The 17,168-nt window shown below is 56.9% G+C and carries 16 protein-coding genes; 5 read left to right on the top strand and 11 right to left on the bottom strand.

The annotated features are described in order from the left end of the window. The first annotated feature begins 42 nt into the window (after positions 1 to 42). Positions 43 to 2,118 carry a YccS/YhfK family putative transporter gene (locus K6R05_RS01985; protein WP_222924916.1) on the top strand — a complete coding sequence of 692 codons (2,076 nt, stop codon included), beginning with the start codon at positions 43 to 45 and terminating at the stop codon, positions 2,116 to 2,118. Position 2,119: 1 nt separating this feature from the next. Here the strand turns inward: K6R05_RS01985 and argD are convergent, their stop codons facing one another. From argD to ppiA, 5 genes are all read right to left on the bottom strand, one after another. Next, positions 2,120 to 3,340, bottom strand: coding sequence for a bifunctional acetylornithine/succinyldiaminopimelate transaminase (argD, locus tag K6R05_RS01980; RefSeq protein ID WP_222924915.1), 1,221 nt, complete (start codon positions 3,338 to 3,340; stop codon positions 2,120 to 2,122). 81 nt (positions 3,341 to 3,421) lie between these two features. Continuing rightward, positions 3,422 to 3,997 carry an aminodeoxychorismate/anthranilate synthase component II gene (locus tag K6R05_RS01975; protein WP_222924914.1) on the bottom strand — a complete coding sequence of 192 codons (576 nt, stop codon included), beginning with the start codon at positions 3,995 to 3,997 and terminating at the stop codon, positions 3,422 to 3,424. A gap of 41 nt (positions 3,998 to 4,038) precedes the next feature. Beyond that, the gene (locus tag K6R05_RS01970; RefSeq protein ID WP_161733658.1) at positions 4,039 to 4,632 is read right to left on the bottom strand and encodes a putative adenosine monophosphate-protein transferase Fic; all 594 of its coding nucleotides are present in this window, start codon (positions 4,630 to 4,632) and stop codon (positions 4,039 to 4,041) included. Continuing rightward, a complete protein-coding gene (locus tag K6R05_RS01965; RefSeq protein ID WP_090966735.1) occupies positions 4,622 to 4,792 on the bottom strand; it encodes a YhfG family protein in 171 nt (56 codons plus the stop codon). The genes K6R05_RS01970 and K6R05_RS01965 overlap by 11 nt, the downstream gene beginning before the upstream one ends. Positions 4,793 to 4,891: 99 nt before the next feature. Next, the gene (gene ppiA / locus K6R05_RS01960) at positions 4,892 to 5,464 is read right to left on the bottom strand and encodes a peptidylprolyl isomerase A (RefSeq protein ID WP_150011056.1); all 573 of its coding nucleotides are present in this window, start codon (positions 5,462 to 5,464) and stop codon (positions 4,892 to 4,894) included. A 261-nt stretch (positions 5,465 to 5,725) separates the two neighbouring features. Here ppiA and tsgA point away from each other — a divergent pair, with 261 nt between their 5' ends. Next, on the top strand, positions 5,726 to 6,904 hold the full coding sequence (gene tsgA, locus K6R05_RS01955) for an MFS transporter TsgA (RefSeq protein ID WP_222924913.1): 1,179 nt from the start codon (positions 5,726 to 5,728) through the stop codon (positions 6,902 to 6,904). Positions 6,905 to 6,939: 35 nt separating this feature from the next. Here the strand turns inward: tsgA and K6R05_RS01950 are convergent, their stop codons facing one another. After that, a complete protein-coding gene (locus K6R05_RS01950) occupies positions 6,940 to 8,217 on the bottom strand; it encodes a cytosine deaminase (protein ID WP_222924912.1) in 1,278 nt (425 codons plus the stop codon). A 221-nt stretch (positions 8,218 to 8,438) separates the two neighbouring features. Here K6R05_RS01950 and nirB point away from each other — a divergent pair, with 221 nt between their 5' ends. Genes nirB through cysG form a run of 3 tightly spaced genes read left to right on the top strand, consistent with a single transcriptional unit; the run spans position 8,439 to position 12,712 of the window. Further along, positions 8,439 to 10,979 carry a nitrite reductase large subunit NirB gene (gene nirB / locus K6R05_RS01945; protein WP_222924911.1) on the top strand — a complete coding sequence of 847 codons (2,541 nt, stop codon included), beginning with the start codon at positions 8,439 to 8,441 and terminating at the stop codon, positions 10,977 to 10,979. After that, entirely contained in the window at positions 10,976 to 11,302 is a 327-nt protein-coding gene (gene nirD / locus K6R05_RS01940; RefSeq protein WP_159227114.1) for a nitrite reductase small subunit NirD, read from the top strand. Before nirB ends, nirD begins: the two co-directional genes overlap by 4 nt. Before the next feature lie 45 nt (positions 11,303 to 11,347). Beyond that, positions 11,348 to 12,712 carry a siroheme synthase CysG gene (cysG, locus tag K6R05_RS01935; protein ID WP_222924910.1) on the top strand — a complete coding sequence of 455 codons (1,365 nt, stop codon included), beginning with the start codon at positions 11,348 to 11,350 and terminating at the stop codon, positions 12,710 to 12,712. A 57-nt stretch (positions 12,713 to 12,769) separates the two neighbouring features. On the opposite strand, the gene trpS is transcribed toward cysG, so the two are convergent. The 5 genes from trpS to K6R05_RS01910 form a co-directional block, all read right to left on the bottom strand. Next, positions 12,770 to 13,771 carry a tryptophan--tRNA ligase gene (trpS, locus tag K6R05_RS01930; RefSeq protein WP_013359276.1) on the bottom strand — a complete coding sequence of 334 codons (1,002 nt, stop codon included), beginning with the start codon at positions 13,769 to 13,771 and terminating at the stop codon, positions 12,770 to 12,772. Between the two features lie 16 nt (positions 13,772 to 13,787). Then, on the bottom strand, positions 13,788 to 14,465 hold the full coding sequence (locus tag K6R05_RS01925) for a phosphoglycolate phosphatase (protein WP_061063545.1): 678 nt from the start codon (positions 14,463 to 14,465) through the stop codon (positions 13,788 to 13,790). Then, positions 14,449 to 15,132 (bottom strand): ribulose-phosphate 3-epimerase, encoded by a 684-nt coding sequence (gene rpe, locus K6R05_RS01920; protein WP_013359278.1) that lies wholly within the window; start codon positions 15,130 to 15,132, stop codon positions 14,449 to 14,451. Before rpe ends, K6R05_RS01925 begins: the two co-directional genes overlap by 17 nt. Positions 15,133 to 15,199: 67 nt before the next feature. Next, positions 15,200 to 16,015 carry an adenine-specific DNA-methyltransferase gene (gene dam / locus K6R05_RS01915; protein WP_161733667.1) on the bottom strand — a complete coding sequence of 272 codons (816 nt, stop codon included), beginning with the start codon at positions 16,013 to 16,015 and terminating at the stop codon, positions 15,200 to 15,202. Between the two features lie 93 nt (positions 16,016 to 16,108). Then, a complete protein-coding gene (locus K6R05_RS01910) occupies positions 16,109 to 17,161 on the bottom strand; it encodes an SPOR domain-containing protein (protein WP_161733669.1) in 1,053 nt (350 codons plus the stop codon). Positions 17,162 to 17,168 lie beyond the last annotated feature (7 nt).

Below are 17,168 nucleotides of genomic sequence, written 5' to 3'. Positions count from 1 at the left end.
GCGTGATGGCAACATCACGCCGTTATTGTTTGTGTTGGGCCGATGTGGCGTCGAATCATTTACCATCCTGAAGTCAATTATGCCTTGCGGCAAACGCTGGTGCTCTGTCTGCCGGTGGCGCTGGGCTGGCTGGCTGGCGACCTGCAAAAAGGTCTGCTGTTCTCATTAGTGCCCGCCTGCTGCAATATCGCCGGTCTCGATACGCCGCATAAACGCTTTTTCAAACGTCTGATTGTGGGCGGTAGCCTGTTTGCCCTCGGCAGCTTTCTGATCCAGTGGCTCACCCTGCATGCGATTCCACTGCCGCTGATCCTCTTCGCTATGCCTTTGCTGCTCGGCGTCACGGGTGAGATCAGCCCGCTGCATGGCCGTCTGCTGCCCGGCACCCTGATTGCCGCCATCTTTACCCTCAGCCTGATTGGCCGCATGCCCATCTATGTCCCCCCGCTGCTCTATATCGGCGGCACGCTGTGGTACGGGCTGTTTAACTGGTTCTGGTTCTGGCTGTGGAAAGAGCAGCCAATGCGCGAAAGCCTGAGCCTGATCTACCGCGAGCTGGCTAACTACTGCGACGCCAAATACACCCTGCTGACGCAGCTGACCGATCCGGAAAAGGCGCTGCCGCCACTGCTGGCCCGTCAGCAGAAAGTGGTCGATCTGATTAACACCTGTTATCAGCAGATGCATATGCTGTCGGCAAGCCGCGATCACAGCCATAAAAGGCTGACGCGCGCTTTCCAGGTGGCCCTCGATCTGCAGGAGCATATCTCGGTCAGCCTGCATCGGCCGGAAGAAGTCCAGAAGCTGGTGGAGCAAAGCCATGCTGAAGCGGTGATCCGCTGGAATGCCAAAACCATCTCGGCCCGGCTGCGGGTGCTGGCAGATAACATTCTTTATCACCAGTTACCCGACCGCTTTGCGATGGATAAACAGCTCGGCGCACTGGAGAAAATTGCCCATCAGCATCCCGATAATCCGGTGGGTAACTTCTGCCTTTATCACTTCAACCGCATTGCGCGGGTGCTACGCACCCAGAAACCGCTTTACCAGCGCGATCTGATGGCAGACCGCCAGCGCCGCCTGCCGCTGTTACCGGCGCTGCGCAGTTATCTCTCGTTTCGCTCGTCGTCGCTGCGCACGGCGGGTCGCTTTGCGGTGATGCTGATGCTGGGCAGCGCGCTGGCGCTGTTCTTCAACATCCCCAAACCCTACTGGATCCTGATGACCATCATGTTCGTCAGCCAGAACGGCTACAGCGCTACCCGTGTCCGCATTCAGCACCGGGCGCTGGGCACTTTTGCCGGTCTGGTGATCGCGGCTGCCACGCTGCGCATGGCGGTGCCAGAGTCGCTGGTGCTGCTGATCATGCTGGCAATTACCTTTATCAGCTATCGCTTTACCCGCCAGTTCTATGGCTGGTCGATGATTGGCTTTACGGTCACGGCAGTTTACTCGCTGCAACTGCTGTCACTGAATGGCGCGCAGTTTCTGCTGCCGCGATTGATGGATACGCTGATGGGCTGTCTGATCGCCTTTGGTGGGATGCTGTGGCTGTGGCCGCAGTGGCAGAGCGGCTTACTGCGGCAGAACGCCCACGACGCGCTGGAAACCTATCAGGATGCGCTGCGGCTGTTACTGGGCGACGAACAGTCGCCAGAGAAACTGGCTTATCAGCGCGTGAAGGTTAATCAGGTGCATAATGCGCTGTTTAACTCACTGAATCAGGCAATGCAGGAACCCGCGTTCAACTCCCGTTACCTGAGTGATATGCGGCTCTGGGTCACCCACAGTCAGTTTATTGTCGAGCATATCAATGCGATAACGATTCTGGCGCGCGAGCACACTATGCTGACCGCCTCGCTGGCTCAACGCTATCTGCAATCCTGCGAAATTGCGCTGCAGCGGTGTCAGCAGCGGCTGGAATATGATGGTGAAAGCTCACAGGTGAATCTGCTGGATGACCTGGAGAACATCAGTGAGGGACCGATCACGGTGGTGGAGCAGCATGTGCGGCGCATTCTCGATCATCTGAGCGTGATGTACACCATTTCATCGCTGGCGTGGAACCAGCGACCGCAACATGGCCGCTGGCTGATCAGACGCTTACGTAAAAACTAAGCTAGCCGTTAAGCACTTTGCCGACGGCGGTGGCGAAGCGGCTCATCCCCTCTTCAATGTCGGCCGGTTCGATGATCAGCGACGGGGCAAAACGCATCACATCGGTGCCAGCTACCAGCACCATCACACCTTCAGCGGCGGCGGCATTCAGAATGTCGCGCGACCTGCCGGCATGCTGAGGTTTCAGTGCCGCGCCAATCAGCAGACCTTTGCCGCGAATGTCACTGAACAGGTCATACTTCGCGTCAATAGCCTGCAGCGCCGTGACAAAGTGCTGGCGACGCATCTCTACGCCCGCCAGCACCTCCGGCGTGTTGATAATATCCAGCGCGGTTTCGGCAATGGCACAGGCGAGCGGGTTGCCGCCATAGGTGGTGCCATGCACGCCCGGTGCCATGGTTGAAGCAATCTCGTTGGTGGTCAGCATGGCGCTGACCGGGAAACCGCCGCCCAGCGCTTTGGCTGAAGTCAGGATATCGGGCTGGACGCCATAATGCTCATAGGCGAACAGCTTGCCGCTGCGTCCCATGCCGCTCTGCACTTCGTCCAGTACCAGCAGCGCCTGATGCTGATCGCAAAGCGCACGCAGTCCCTGCATAAATTCCTGCGTCGCAGGCATGACGCCGCCCTCACCCTGAATCGGTTCAACCACAATGGCGCAGGTGTGATCGTCAATGACCGCTTTTACAGCATCCAGGTCATTGAACGGCACGTGGACAATATCCGCCGGTTTCGGACCGAATCCGTCAGAATATTTTGGCTGGCCGCCGACCGTAACGGTAAACAGCGTCCGGCCATGAAAAGCATTATGAAACGCGATGATTTTACTTTTGAACGGACTGTGACGTTTGCAGGCATAGTAGCGCGCCAGCTTAAACGCAGCTTCATTGGCTTCGGCACCGGAGTTGGCGAAGAAGACGCGATCGGCAAAGGTCGCCTGAATGAGCTTACTGGCGAGACGCAGTGCCGGTTCGTTGGTAAAGACATTGCTGGTGTGCCACAGCGTCTCGCCCTGGCTTTTCAGTGTTTCCACCAGCGCAGGATGGCAGTGTCCAAGTGCGGTAACAGCAATACCACCCGAGAAGTCGATATACTCTTTGCCCTGCTGATCCCATACGCGACTGCCCTTGCCTTTTACCGGCACGAACTGCGCAGGTGCATAAACAGGCAAAATAACGTTATCGAACGTCTCCCGCGTGACCGCAATTTTTTCGGCTGCCATTAGTAACCCCATCTGAATGATTGTCGTACTGAATTGAAATAATAATCACAAAATATGCATAAAAAATCACTCAAAGGCAACTTATTGCGTAAGGAAATTGCGCAGCAGATGATGTCCCTGCTCGCTGAGAATGCTTTCGGGATGGAACTGCACGCCTTCCAGCGCCAGGGTTTTATGGCGAAACCCCATAATTTCGTCAGGCTCGCCGTCACGTACCGTCCAGGCCGTTACCTCGAATGCGTCGGGCAGAGAGTCGCGCTGCACAATCAGCGAGTGATAACGGGTCACGGTAAGGGGATTATTGAGATTGCGGAACACGCCCTGGCCGGTGTGCTGAATCGCGGAGGTTTTGCCGTGCATCACCTGACGGGCTCGCACGACCTGCGCGCCATAGGCCTGCGCGATCGCCTGATGGCCCAGGCAGACACCCAGCACCGGCACGTTACCGGCGAAATGCCGAATCGCCGCCAGCGAGATGCCCGACTCTGACGGCGTGCAGGGGCCAGGAGAGATCACCAGATGGGTCAGCGGTAACGCTGCCATCTGCTCCAGGGTGATGGCATCATTGCGCACCACCTGAACCTGCGCGCCCAGCTCGCAGAAATATTGATAAAGATTCCAGGTAAAGGAGTCGTAATTGTCGATAAGCAGCAGCATGACGCGTCCAGAATGATAAACCGCGCCGCTATTCTACGCGGTTAAGCCGCCTCACTCACCACTTTCGCAAACACCTGCTCCAGCGGCGTCAGATCGCCGGCTACACCCGCCTGATTAGCAGCTTTCCAGCTCTCCGCGTCCGTCTCTTCCCACGACAGCAGATAACCGGCATGCAGCGCCAGCTGTTCAAAGAAAATCCGCTGTGCCCGGCCATTTCCATGACGGAAAGGATGCAGCATATTGATTTCGCAGTAGTAGTGGGCGATGCGCTGAATAAACGCGTCGCGCGGCAACTCAGCGAGTCCTTTTTCCTCTTCCAGCGCAGCCATCAGCGCGTTGCCTTCCTTTTCGATATATTCAAAATGGCAGAACGGCGTTTCATCTCGCCAGATATCGATGGTGCGCAGTTCGCCGGCCCAGCTGTAAACGTCCTGGAACAGCGTGCGATGGATCTGGCGCAGGTAAGGCAATCCGGGATTACGCGGTCCCAGTTCCAGGGTGGCGGCACGCGCTGCACTGAAGCTCAGCTCCGCCTTACGCAGTTGGGCGGCATCATGAATATCGGGCAGGTTTTTCAGCACGTTGTCGTGCTGCCACAGGTAGGGATCCTGGGTCACTGCGGTATTAGAGTCCATATTGCCTCCTCAGTGACGCCAGACGCGCGGCTGCATCATCGCTGTTTACGCTGGTTTCATTCGATGAGAAGCCTTCCAGCCGACAGCTGGCCTGATAGCTGGCGCTACGCCGCTGTTGCCACAGAGTGACCTTCTGTTTTTCGGTGAGTTTGTTCGCCATACCGCCTCCTGCTCAGGTTTTTGCCCTAAGTATAAGAGCAAATTCTGGCTTTGCCGGAAGCGGCAGGCGGTCGCCATCCGCAGATGGCGACAAAAAGCGTTAAGGCAGGACTTTGGCGGAGAGGATAACTACCGGTTTGGACGGCACATTCTGGTACGGACCCACATCTTTGGTCGGAACCTGAGAAATTTTTTCAACCACATCCTGACCTTTCACAATCTTACCAAATACGGCATAGCCAAAATCGCGCTGGCCGTGGTCGAGGAATGCATTATCCGCGACGTTGAGGAAGAACTGGCTGGTGGCACTGTCTTTATCGGCGGTACGCGCCATAGAGATGGTACCGCGCAGGTTACGCAGTCCATTGTCCGCTTCGTTTTTAATTGGCGCGTTGGTCTGCTTCTGCTGCATATCCGTGGTGAAGCCACCACCCTGCACCATAAAGCCCGGGATCACGCGATGAAAAATAGTGTTGTTGTAAAAACCGTTGTTGACGTAATCAACGAAGTTTTTCACAGAAACCGGCGCTTTCTGGTTATTCAGTTCGAGTTCGATATTGCCGGCGGAGGTGGTGAGCAGAACGTGGGTGTCACCTTTTGCGGCCAGCGCCTGGGCGGAAACGGTAGAGAGCGCTAACAGGGTGATGGCCGCTGTTAAAGTACGTTTAAACATGAAAGATTCCTTACCTGGGAGAGCGGGCACAAAAACGTGATTGATTGTAAAGAGACTCTATTCCATGAGCCAGCGTTTTACTTATATTTACGCTGTTGCGGCAAATGCACTGAGCAAACGTTAAACAACCCTAATTGCGTGATTAAAATCACACAACACATGAAATCTAGATCTGTAGTTTCACTGCTTGTTTATTAAGATCACAGTTCCGTTTACACTTTCTGACACTTTTTGGCACCCGGTTCTCAACAGGTTCAGAACATGACAAACCGTAATCGTATTGGCCTTACCTGGATAAGCTTCTTCTCCTACGCGCTGACCGGCGCGCTGGTGATCGTTACCGGCATGGTAATGGGCGATATCGCAAAAGATTTCCAGATCCCCATCTCCAGCATGAGTAATACCTTCACCTTCCTCAACAGCGGCATCCTGGCGGCGGTTTTCCTGAACGCCTGGCTGATGGTGATTGTGCCACTGAAGCGCCAGCTGATTTTCGGCTTCGTCCTGATGGTGCTGGCGATAATCGGGCTGATGACCAGCCGCGATCTCACCATCTTCTCGCTCTGTATGTTTGTGCTGGGTGTGGTCAGCGGCATCACCATGTCGATCGGTACCTTCCTGATCACTCACCTGTATGAAGGCCGTCAGCGCGGTTCACGCCTGCTGTTTACCGACTCCTTCTTCAGCATGGCGGGCACGCTGTTTCCGGTGCTGGCAGGCATTCTGCTGGCGCGTCAGCTGCCGTGGTACTGGGTCTATGTCTGCATCGGCGTTATCTACGTCGCCATTTTCGTCATGACGCTGTTTGTGGAGTTCCCGGTACTGCGTAAGCCTGAAAACAGCCCGACGGTTGAGAAAGAGAAATGGGGTGTGGGCGTGCTGCTGCTGGCTGTCGCGGCACTCTGCTATATTCTGGGCCAGCTCGGCTTTATCTCCTGGGTGCCGGAATATGCCACCAAAGTCATGGGCATGAATATTAATGACGCCGGACAACTGGTGGGCAGCTTCTGGACGGCGTATATGGTGGGTATGTGGGCCTTCAGCTTCCTGCTGCGCTTCTTCGATCTGCAACGCATTCTGATGGTGCTGGCGGGTCTGGCGACCGTACTGATGTACTGGTTCGTCAGCAGCAACGATGCCAGCATGCTGAAATGGATCATCATGATTCTTGGCTTCAGCTCAAGTGCTATCTACACCACCATCATCACCCTGGGTTCATTGCAGACCAGAGTGGCGTCACCGAAGCTGGTGAACTTCATTCTGACCTGCGGCACCGTCGGCACCATGCTGACCTTTGTGGTCACGGCGCCTATCGTTGAGAAAAGTGGTGTGCATACCGCACTGGCGACGGCGAACGCGCTCTACGCCGTGGTATTTGTAATGTGTGCCCTGCTCGGCTTTGTCAGCCGTCATCGTACTCACGGTCACGTCACGCATTAATCCTTCAGGGCGGCGAGCGATCGCCGCCCTGCTCGTTAACGCCGGAAGTTTACGCGCTCCCGTTCCCGCCAGTAAATCTCGCTTTCTGCAGGCTTCGTCTCCGCCACGACCACACCGCGACGCAGTGAATAGCGCACCGGGACCTGCCTTCTTACCGCATCAAAACCGCTCTCTGCTGGCAGTATAATCAGACTGGCCTCGTTGCCGCTCTGAATGCCATAGCCTGCAAGCTGCATCGTCTTCGCACTGTTGTGCGTAATCAGATCCAGACCGGCATCAATCTGCTCATAGCCCATCAGCTGACAGACATGTAATCCCATATGCAGCACCTGCAGCATGTTGGCGGTCCCCAGCGGATACCAGGGATCAAACACATCGTCGTGGCCGAAGCAGACGTTAATCTCGGCCTCCAGCATCTCTTTTACCCGCGTAATGCCGCGCCGCCTGGGATAGGTATCGAAGCGGCCCTGCAGGTGAATATTGACCAGCGGATTGGCGACAAAGTTAATGCCCGACAGCTTCAGCAGCCGGAAAAGTCGTGAGGCGTACGCGCCATTGTAAGAGTGCATCGCGGTGGTATGACTGGCCGTCAGGCGTGCGCCGTTGCCGTCGCGATGGGCCAGCGCCGCCACGGTTTCCACAAAGCGCGACTGTTCATCATCGATCTCATCGCAGTGAACATCGATCAGCCGGTCATAGCGGTCAGCCAGCGCAAAAGTTTTATGCAGCGACTCGACGCCATATTCGCGGGTGAATTCGTAGTGCGGAATGGCGCCGACGACATCCGCGCCCAGCCGCAAGGCTTCTTCCAGCAATGCTTCGCCGTTGGGATAGGAGAGAATGCCCTCCTGGGGAAACGCCACTATCTGAATCGTGATCCAGGGCGCCATCTCCGCTTTCAGCTCCAGCATCGCTTTCAGCGCCGTCAGTGAGGGGTCTGACACGTCAACATGAGTGCGCACAAACTGAATGCCGTTGGCGATCTGCCACTTCAGCGTCTGCAACGCCCGCTGTTTCACATCTTCGTGGCTGAGCAGCGCCTTGCGCTCAGCCCAGCGTTCAATCCCCTCAAACAGCGTGCCAGACTGATTCCATGCCGGTTCACCCGCCGTCTGGGTGGTATCCAGATGAATATGCGGCTCAATAAAGGGCGCGCAGGCTAAGCCGCCCTCGCCATCCAGCGATTGTCCCACCGGAGAAGGCTGCTGCGGCTGGGCTGAGATGCGGGCAATTTTTCCGTCGGCGATTTCGATTTGCCACAACCCTTCCCGCCAGGGCAAACGCACATTATTGATCCACTTGGGTGACAGCATGGCTGATTCCTTATCCGATTAACCTGTATGGTTAAAACTAACACGATTCATACCCTCAGCAGCAATGCAGGATATTCAGCAGGTTAGCCGCATCCGATAAACCAAATTAAAATCAACTACATACCTCTTAATAGGTATATGGCGTTGTGGTTGATACATATCAATAAGCGTCAGAAAGGGCGCGCTATTGTAGCCGCAGATATCGCAAATTTGAGGCAAAAATGAGCAAGCACAATGTCGTCGTTATCGGTAACGGCATGGTCGGCCACCGCTTCATAGAAGAGTTACTTGAGAAAGCGGAACCCGACCAGTTTTCGCTGACCGTCTTTTGTGAAGAACCCCGCGTCGCCTACGACCGTGTCCATCTGTCCGCTTACTTCTCCCATCACACCGCCGAAGAGCTGTCGCTGGTTCGTGAAGGCTATTACGACAAACATCAGGTCAATCTGCTGCTGGGTGAGCGCGCTATCACCATTAACCGTGATGAAAAGCTCATCCACTCCAGCACCGGTCGCGCGGTTCACTACGACACGCTGATTTTTGCCACCGGCTCTTATCCATGGATCCCGCCGATTAACGGTGCCGAAGGTAGCGACTGCTTTGTCTACCGCACCATCGAAGATCTCAATGCCATTGAAGCCTGCTCACGCCGCAGCAAACGCGGTGCGGTGATTGGCGGCGGTCTGCTGGGACTGGAAGCGGCGGGCGCACTGAAAAATCTGGGTATTGAAACTCACGTTATTGAATTTGCGCCGGTGCTGATGGCAGAACAGCTCGATCAGCAAGGCGGGGAACAGTTGCGTCGTAAGATTGAGCAGATGGGCGTGCGGGTCCACACCGGCAAAAACACCCAACAGATTGTGCATCACGAGCACGGCGGCAAAACGCTGCAGTTCGCCGACGGCAGTGCGCTGGAGGTCGATTTCATTGTCTTCTCCACCGGCATTCGCCCGCAGGACAAACTGGCAAAACAGTGTGGATTAACCCTGGGTCCGCGTGGCGGCATCGCCATTGATGACCAGTGCCGCACCAGCGATCCCGCCATTTACGCCATCGGTGAGTGTGCCGCCTGGCAGAATCGCGTCTATGGCCTGGTGGCGCCGGGGTATAAAATGGCGCAGGTCGCCAGCGACCATCTGCTGGGCCGCGACAATGCGTTTACCGGTGCGGACATGAGCGCCAAACTCAAGCTGCTGGGTGTCGATGTCGGTGGCATTGGCGATGCGCGCGGTACCACGCCAGGTGCACGCAGTGTGGTCTGGCTGGATGAAAGCAAATCGGTCTACAAACGCCTGATTATCAGCGAAGATCAGAAAACTCTGCTGGGTGCGGTGCTGGTGGGCGACACCAGCGACTATGGCAACCTGCTGCAACTGGTGCTGAATGGTATTACGCTGCCGGATAACCCGGAAGCACTGATTCTGCCAGCGGGCAGCGGGGATAAACCGGCCATCGGCGTCGATTCCCTGCCTGACAGCGCGCAAATCTGCTCCTGCTTCGACGTCAGCAAAGGCGACATCATCAAAGCGGTTCAGGGTGGCTGTCACACCGTGGCCGCGCTGAAAAGCAGCACCCGAGCCGGTACGGGCTGCGGCGGCTGTATTCCCCTTATTACCCAGGTACTTAACAGCGAACTCAGCCGTCAGGGCATTGAGGTCAATAACCACCTTTGTGCCCACTTCGCCTGGTCACGCCAGGAGCTTTATCACCTGATTCAGGTGGAAGAGATCAAAACCTTTGATGAACTGCTGGTCCGCTATGGTCAGGGTTACGGCTGTGAAATATGCAAGCCTGCGGTGGGGTCTCTGCTCGCCTCCTGCTGGAACGAATACGTACTCAAGCCGCATCACGCGCCGTTGCAGGACAGCAACGACCTCTATCTGGGTAATATCCAGAAAGATGGCACCTATTCGGTGATCCCGCGCTCGCCCGGCGGTGAAATCACGCCGCACGGACTGAAGGTGATTGGCGAGATCGCCGAACGCTATCAGCTCTATACCAAAATCACCGGCTCGCAGCGCATCGGCTTGTTTGGCGCGCAGAAAGACGATCTGCCCGCTATCTGGTCACAGCTGATCGAGGCCGGATTTGAAACCGGTCAGGCCTACGCTAAAGCGCTGCGTATGGCGAAAACCTGCGTCGGCAGCGCCTGGTGCCGTTACGGCGTGGGCGACAGCCTCGGCTTCGGCGTAATGCTGGAGAACCGCTATAAAGGCATCCGCACACCGCACAAAATGAAGTTTGGTGTCTCCGGTTGCACCCGTGAATGCGCAGAAGCCCAGGGCAAAGATGTCGGCATTATCGCTACCGAAAAAGGCTGGAATCTCTACGTCTGCGGCAACGGCGGCATGAAACCGCGTCATGGCGATCTGCTGGCGGCCGATCTCGATCAGCAGACGCTGATCAGCTATCTCGACCGCTTCATGATGTTCTATATCCGCACCGCCGACCGTTTGCAGCGCACCTCGCTATGGCTGGAGAGTCTGGAGGGTGGCATCGACTATCTGCGTAGCGTGATCGTGGATGACAAACTCGGCCTTAACAGCCAGATGGAACAGCAGCTCGCCGCGCTGCGCGCCAGCGTTTGCTGTGAATGGCAGGCGACGCTGGAAGATGAGAACCAGCTGACGCGCTTTGCCCACTTTATCAACTCGCCGCAGCGCGATCCCGCTGTACAACGGGTAGCAGAGCGCGACCAGCATCGCCCGGCGCGCCCCGAAGAACGCATTGCCGTGACACTGATTGAGGAGACCGAATCATGAGCCAGTGGAATCCGGTGTGCCCGCTGACGCAGATCCTGCCCGCCACGGGCGTCTGCGCGCTGGTCAAAGGTCAGCAGGTGGCTATCTTCCGTCCACGCAACGATGAGCAGCTTTATGCCATCAGCAATATCGATCCGTTTGCCGATGCCAGCGTGCTGTCACGCGGCATTATTGCCGAACATCAGGATGCGCTCTGGGTGGCCAGCCCGCTGAAGAAACAGCATTTCCGCCTCAGCGATGGCTACTGCATGGAGGACGAAACGCGCTCCGTGGCGGCATGGCCGGTGCGGGTCAATGCCGGACAGGTTGAAGTCTGCCTGTAACGCCCCTCAACAGCCCGCCTGCGCGGGCTTTTTTAAGGACCTCTGATGGACTACTTCCCCTTGTTCTGCCGCCTGCAGGGCCGTCGCTGCCTGCTGGTCGGCGCGGGTGACGTGGCTGAGCGGAAAGCGCGCCTGCTGCTGGAGGCCGGTGCCGAGCTGTGGGTCGGTGCCCGTGAGTTCTCCCCCACCTTCCAGGAATGGGCGCAGCAGAAAGCCATCACGCTGCTGCCAGGGCCTTTCGATCCCGGGTGGCTCACCGGCTGCTGGCTGGTGGTCGCCGCCACCAGTGATGACGCGGTCAATCAGCAGGTGGCAGAAGCAGCCGAAACACAGCAGATCTTCTGCAATCTGGTGGACGCGCCGCAGGAGGCCAGCGCGATTATGCCGTCGATTATCGACCGCTCCCCACTGATGGTTGCCGTCTCTTCTGGCGGACGCGCGCCGGTGCTGGCGCGTCTGTTGCGGGAGAAGCTGGAGGCGGTACTGCCGCAGCATCTCGGCCAGCTGGCGCAGCGGGCCGGCGGCCTGCGTGCACGGGTGAAAAAGCAATTCGGCTCCATCAATGCCCGCCGTCACTTCTGGGAGCGCTACTTTAACAGCGAACGGCTGGCCCAGACGCTGGCTAACGGCGACGGTGAACGCGCGGAACAGATTACCGACGCGCTTTTTAGCGCAGACCTCTCGCAACAGGGTGACGTGGCGCTGGTGGGTGCCGGTCCGGGCGATGCCGGATTACTCACCCTCAAAGGTTTACAGCTGATCCAGCAGGCGGATGTCATCGTCTATGACCGGCTGGTTTCCGATGAGATCCTGAATCTGGTGCGCCGTGATGCCGAACGCATTTTTGTCGGGAAACGCGCCGGACATCACTGCGTACCGCAGGATGCGATCAACCAGCTGCTCTGCGAACAGGCGCTGCGCGGAAAACGGGTGGTGCGGCTGAAAGGCGGCGATCCCTTTATCTTTGGTCGCGGCGGTGAAGAGCTGGAAGCGCTGGCACAGCTGAAGATTCCGTTCAGCGTGGTGCCGGGGATCACCGCGGCATCGGGTTGTGCGGCCTACAGCGGTATTCCGCTGACCCACCGCGATCATGCACAGAGCGTCAGACTGGTTACCGGGCATCTGCAGAAATCCGGCACGCTCGCCTGGCAGATGCTGGCGGCAGAGCAGCAGACGCTGGTCTTTTATATGGGGCTGGCCCAGGCCGGAGAAATTCAGCAGCAGCTGATAAAACATGGAATGCGCAGTGATATGCCGGTAGCACTGGTGGAAAACGGCACCAGCACGCGTCAGCGCGTGGTCACCGGGAGACTGGACGAACTGGAAGCGTTAGCCGCTCAGGTGATCAGTCCCAGCCTGATGATTATCGGTAGCGTAGTGAGTCTGCGCGATAGCCTGCGCTGGTTCTGAATCGGCAAATAAAAACGGCGGGCATAACGCCCGCCGTTCTGTTTGTCCGCTCAGCCATTACGGCATCGCGACAAAGCCTACCGCTTCATAAACCTTCTTCAGCGTTTCCTGCGCCTGTGCGCGTGCTTTAGCCGCACCATCACGCATCACCTGCTCCAGCAGTGCTTCATCGTTGCGGAAGCTGTGATAACGCTCCTGCAGCTCAGAAAGCATGCCTGACACCGCATCGGCTACTGCGCCTTTCAGGTGGCCATACATCTTGCCTTCGAACTCCTGCTCCAGCTCGGCGATGGTTTTACCGGTCACGCCCGACAGAATATCCAGCAGGTTAGAGACGCCCGCTTTCTCTTTGATGTCGTAGCGCACCACTGGCGGCTCTTCAGAGTCAGTAACGGCGCGTTTGATCTTCTTCACGACCGCTTTTGGATCTTCCAGCAGGCCGATAACGTTGTTGCGGTTGTCGTCAGACTTGGACATTTTTTTGGTCGGCTCCAGCAGCGACATCACGCGCGCGCCAGACTTCGGAATGAACGGCTCTGGTACCCTGAAGATATCGCCATAGATCGCATTGAAGCGATGTGCGATATCGCGGCTCAGCTCCAGATGCTGCTTCTGATCTTCACCGACCGGCACCTGATTGGTCTGATAGAGCAGAATGTCAGCCGCCATCAGAACCGGGTAGTCGAACAGACCGGCGTTAATGTTCTCTTCGTAACGCGCTGATTTGTCCTTGAACTGCGTCATACGGCTCAGTTCGCCGAAATAGGCGTAGCAGTTCAGGATCCAGCTCAACTGCGTATGCTCTGGCACATGCGACTGAACAAAGATGGTGCTTTTTTGCGGGTCGATACCACAGGCCAGATAGAGCGCCAGCGTATCCAGCGTCGCTTTACGCAATGCAGCAGGATCCTGACGCACGGTGATCGCGTGCAGATCAACAATGCAGTAAATGCAGTGGAAATCATCCTGCATCTGCACCCACTGACGCAGCGCTCCCATATAGTTGCCAATGGTCAGTTCGCCGGACGGCTGTGCGCCGCTGAAAACGATGGGTTTCATACTTAAATCCTGATATTTACAGCCCCAGTGTGGGCAAAAGTTCGTCGAAAGAGTCGAGGGTTAAATCGGGCTGGCTGGTCGCAATCGGCTCGCCATAGTTATAGCCAAAGGTCATACCAACGTTGGGTACACCTGCCGCCTGCGCCGCCTGGATATCATTGCGTGAGTCGCCAACAAACAGCAACTCGTTCGGCAGGACGCCGAAGGTGCCCAGCACCATAAAGATCGCTGCAGGGTGCGGTTTTTTAACCGGTACATCGTCGCCACCGATAATCAGCGAAAACGCATCGGCAATACCAAGCGATTCAAGCAGCGGTGCCACAAACGGCGTCGGCTTGTTGGTCACAATCGCCATCGGCAGCCCGGAAGCCTTTAAGGCATCCAGCGTCTGCTTCACCTGTGGGAACAGCGTGCTGCCCGCATCCACAGTGTCGGCATAGTGGCGGTCAAACAGCGCGCGTGCATCGCGCTGCTCTTCCGGCTGCGGCTCACGGCCCAGCGCAAAGGTCAGCGCACGGGCCATCATGATATCGGCACCGTTGCCAATCCAGGTTGAGACGCGCTCAAGGCCCGCCTGCGGCAGGCGGAGATCGTTCAGCGTGCGGTCGATCGCATCGGCAAGGCCTGGCGCGCTATCCACCAGCGTGCCATCAAGATCAAACGCCAGCGCACGAATATCAGTGAAATGAGCCATTGGCTTTCTCCAGTTCATTGCGCATATCATCGATCACTTTTTTATAGTCAGGATGACCGAAGATGGCAGAACCCGCGACAAACATATCGGCACCGGCAGCCGCAATCTCGCGGATATTGTCGATCTTCACGCCGCCATCCACTTCAAGACGAATGTTGTAGCCGCTCTGATCGATACGTCGGCGTGCTTCCCGCAGTTTATCCAGGGTGCCGGGAATAAATGACTGACCGCCAAAACCAGGGTTCACGGACATCAGCAGAATGATATCCAGCTTATCCATGACGTAATCGAGGTAGCTCAGCGGGGTCGCCGGATTAAAGACCATACCCGCTTTACAGCCATGCTCCTTGATCAGTTGCAGAGTACGGTCAACGTGTTCGCTGGCTTCGGGATGAAAGGTAATATAGGTGGCACCGGCTTTGGCAAACTCCGGGATCAGCGCATCCACTGGTTTCACCATCAGATGCACGTCGATAGGCGCAGTGATGCCATAGTCGCGCAGTGCTTTCAGCACCATCGGACCCATGGTCAGATTAGGGACGTAGTGGTTGTCCATTACGTCGAAGTGAACCACGTCACCTCCGGCCGCCAGCGCTTTGGCTGTGTCTTCGCCCAGGCGGGCAAAGTCCGCCGACAGGATTGAAGGGGCCAGCAAATATTGTTTCATCCGATTCTCCCACTGTTGTGCGCCAGCCCTGCGGCTGGCGTAATGCGTTGGTCGCGGACGAAACAGACTAGCGATAAAGTGCCAGCAGTTCGTCGACCTTGGTGCGACCGGCTATGCTCCGGCTGATAGAACGCCGGGCTTTGACCACATGTAACACTGCATCCTGATACCATAAACGTGTCAGCGCAGTGTCGTGGTTAGAAATCAGTACCGGAATCCGGTGCTCCGACGCAGCCAGCTGTGCCGCTAACGCCGCCAGATTCTCCTGCTCACGCAGGCTGAAGCTGTTGGTGTGATAAGCCGTAAAATTGGCCGTGGCCGACAGCGGTGCATAAGGCGGATCGCAATAGACCACCGAGCCTTTACCGGCACTGGTCAGGGTAACATCGTACGATTCACAGACAAACGTCGCTTTTTGCGCACGCTCGGCAAACCACAACAATTCGGCTTCAGGAAAGTAGGGTTTGCGATAGCGGCCAAACGGCACGTTGAACTCACCACGCAGGTTATAGCGGCAGAGGCCGTTGTAACAGTGACGGTTCAGATAGAGGAACAGCAGCGCGCGCTGGTAGGCGTCGGTGCTGCTATTAAATTCGGTGCGCCGCTGGTAATAACAGATTTCGTTGTTACCTTCCGGCGTAAAAAGCAGCTGCGCGTCACGGATGAAATCCGCCGTGCGCGTTTTGACAATGTTGTAGAGATTAATCAGGTCACTGTTGATATCAGCCAGATGGTAGCGATCAAACTCAGTGTTCAGAAACACCGAACCTGCGCCAACAAATGGCTCAACCAGACAGTCGCCTTGCGGCAGATGACGATGGATCTCTTCTACTAAGGGAAATTTTCCCCCTGCCCATTTCAGGAAAGCGCGATTTTTTTTCATGCTGTCGTGGTTATTACATCTTATTGTGAGGCTGTGGCTGGACCGACAGCAGATCTGCGCTTAAAACGGGGCCAGAGCCTGGCCCCACATCCGCTATTGGCTGGCTTCTTTCTTCACCTGGCTGACTGGTTTTACCCACGGGTTCTTCGCACGCACGTCTGCAGGCAGCGATGCTACAGCGCGTTTGGCATCGGCCGGTGTGGCATAGGAGCCACTCACCAGCACGTACCACGACTGACCGTTACGGGTGGTTTTGTAGACGTGATATCCACTCAGATTCTGTTGCTTAGCCCAGGCATTCAGGCTTTCCGGCTTTGATGCACCGCTCAGCTGCAGAGTATAACTGCCCCCTGGCAGTGATTTGCTGGCTGAATTGCTGCCCGCTGCCGTGGTAGCTGGCGCAGAACTCACTGGCGTACGCGCTGGCGTGGTATGCGTTTTGCTGTCACGGGTTACTGGCTTCGACGCTGTTTTATGCGATGAATCGTGCGCCGGACGAGCAGCCGTATTTGATTTGTTCGGTGTCTGACGGACTGAAGGTGCCGTGACAGGATTGGCAGCCGTTCCGGCATTGCCGCTGACCGTTGCTGGCGCCGTTGGCAGTGAACTGCCGTTCTGCGTGCCCATCGCGGCACTGTCAACCTGCTGCTGCTGATTAGTCAGCGCGCTGTTCAGATCGCCCGGCAGCGTGACACGCTGCTGATTTGCGGGTGCCTCAACCGGTGCGGCCTGCGTAGGCGTTGAAGCCACAGGCGGCATCGAGATGTCGCGCTGCGGATTAGAGGCAGCATCACCGCTGGTCGCCGCGTTATTTTCGCTGGTGGCGGGGGTAGTCTGCGCATCTGACGGAGGAGTCTGTCCACCGGACATGGAAGAGGAGCCGCCCAGGTCAATATTCTTTTCGCTGCCGGAACCGCCATTGGCGGCAGGGGTTGTGCCCGCCGTGGCCGGTTTTTTCTCATCCGGGCCATTCAGCGCCGAACCAATCCCCAGCACCAGTAACAGCAGAACCAGGATCCCGACACCCATCATGATACGCTGGCGCGAAACCGGTGTTTTGGCCGCAGTAGACGACTTACGAGGGCGCGAGGGACGGCGGTCGCTGGCGTCAGGTTTTAACTCGTCTTCCGGTTTAAACTCATCCATTTTGGCT

The sequence above is a fragment of the Pantoea alfalfae genome, assembly GCF_019880205.1.
Classification (GTDB): domain Bacteria; phylum Pseudomonadota; class Gammaproteobacteria; order Enterobacterales; family Enterobacteriaceae; genus Pantoea; species Pantoea alfalfae.
This window is presented reverse-complemented; position numbering and strand designations above follow the sequence as displayed.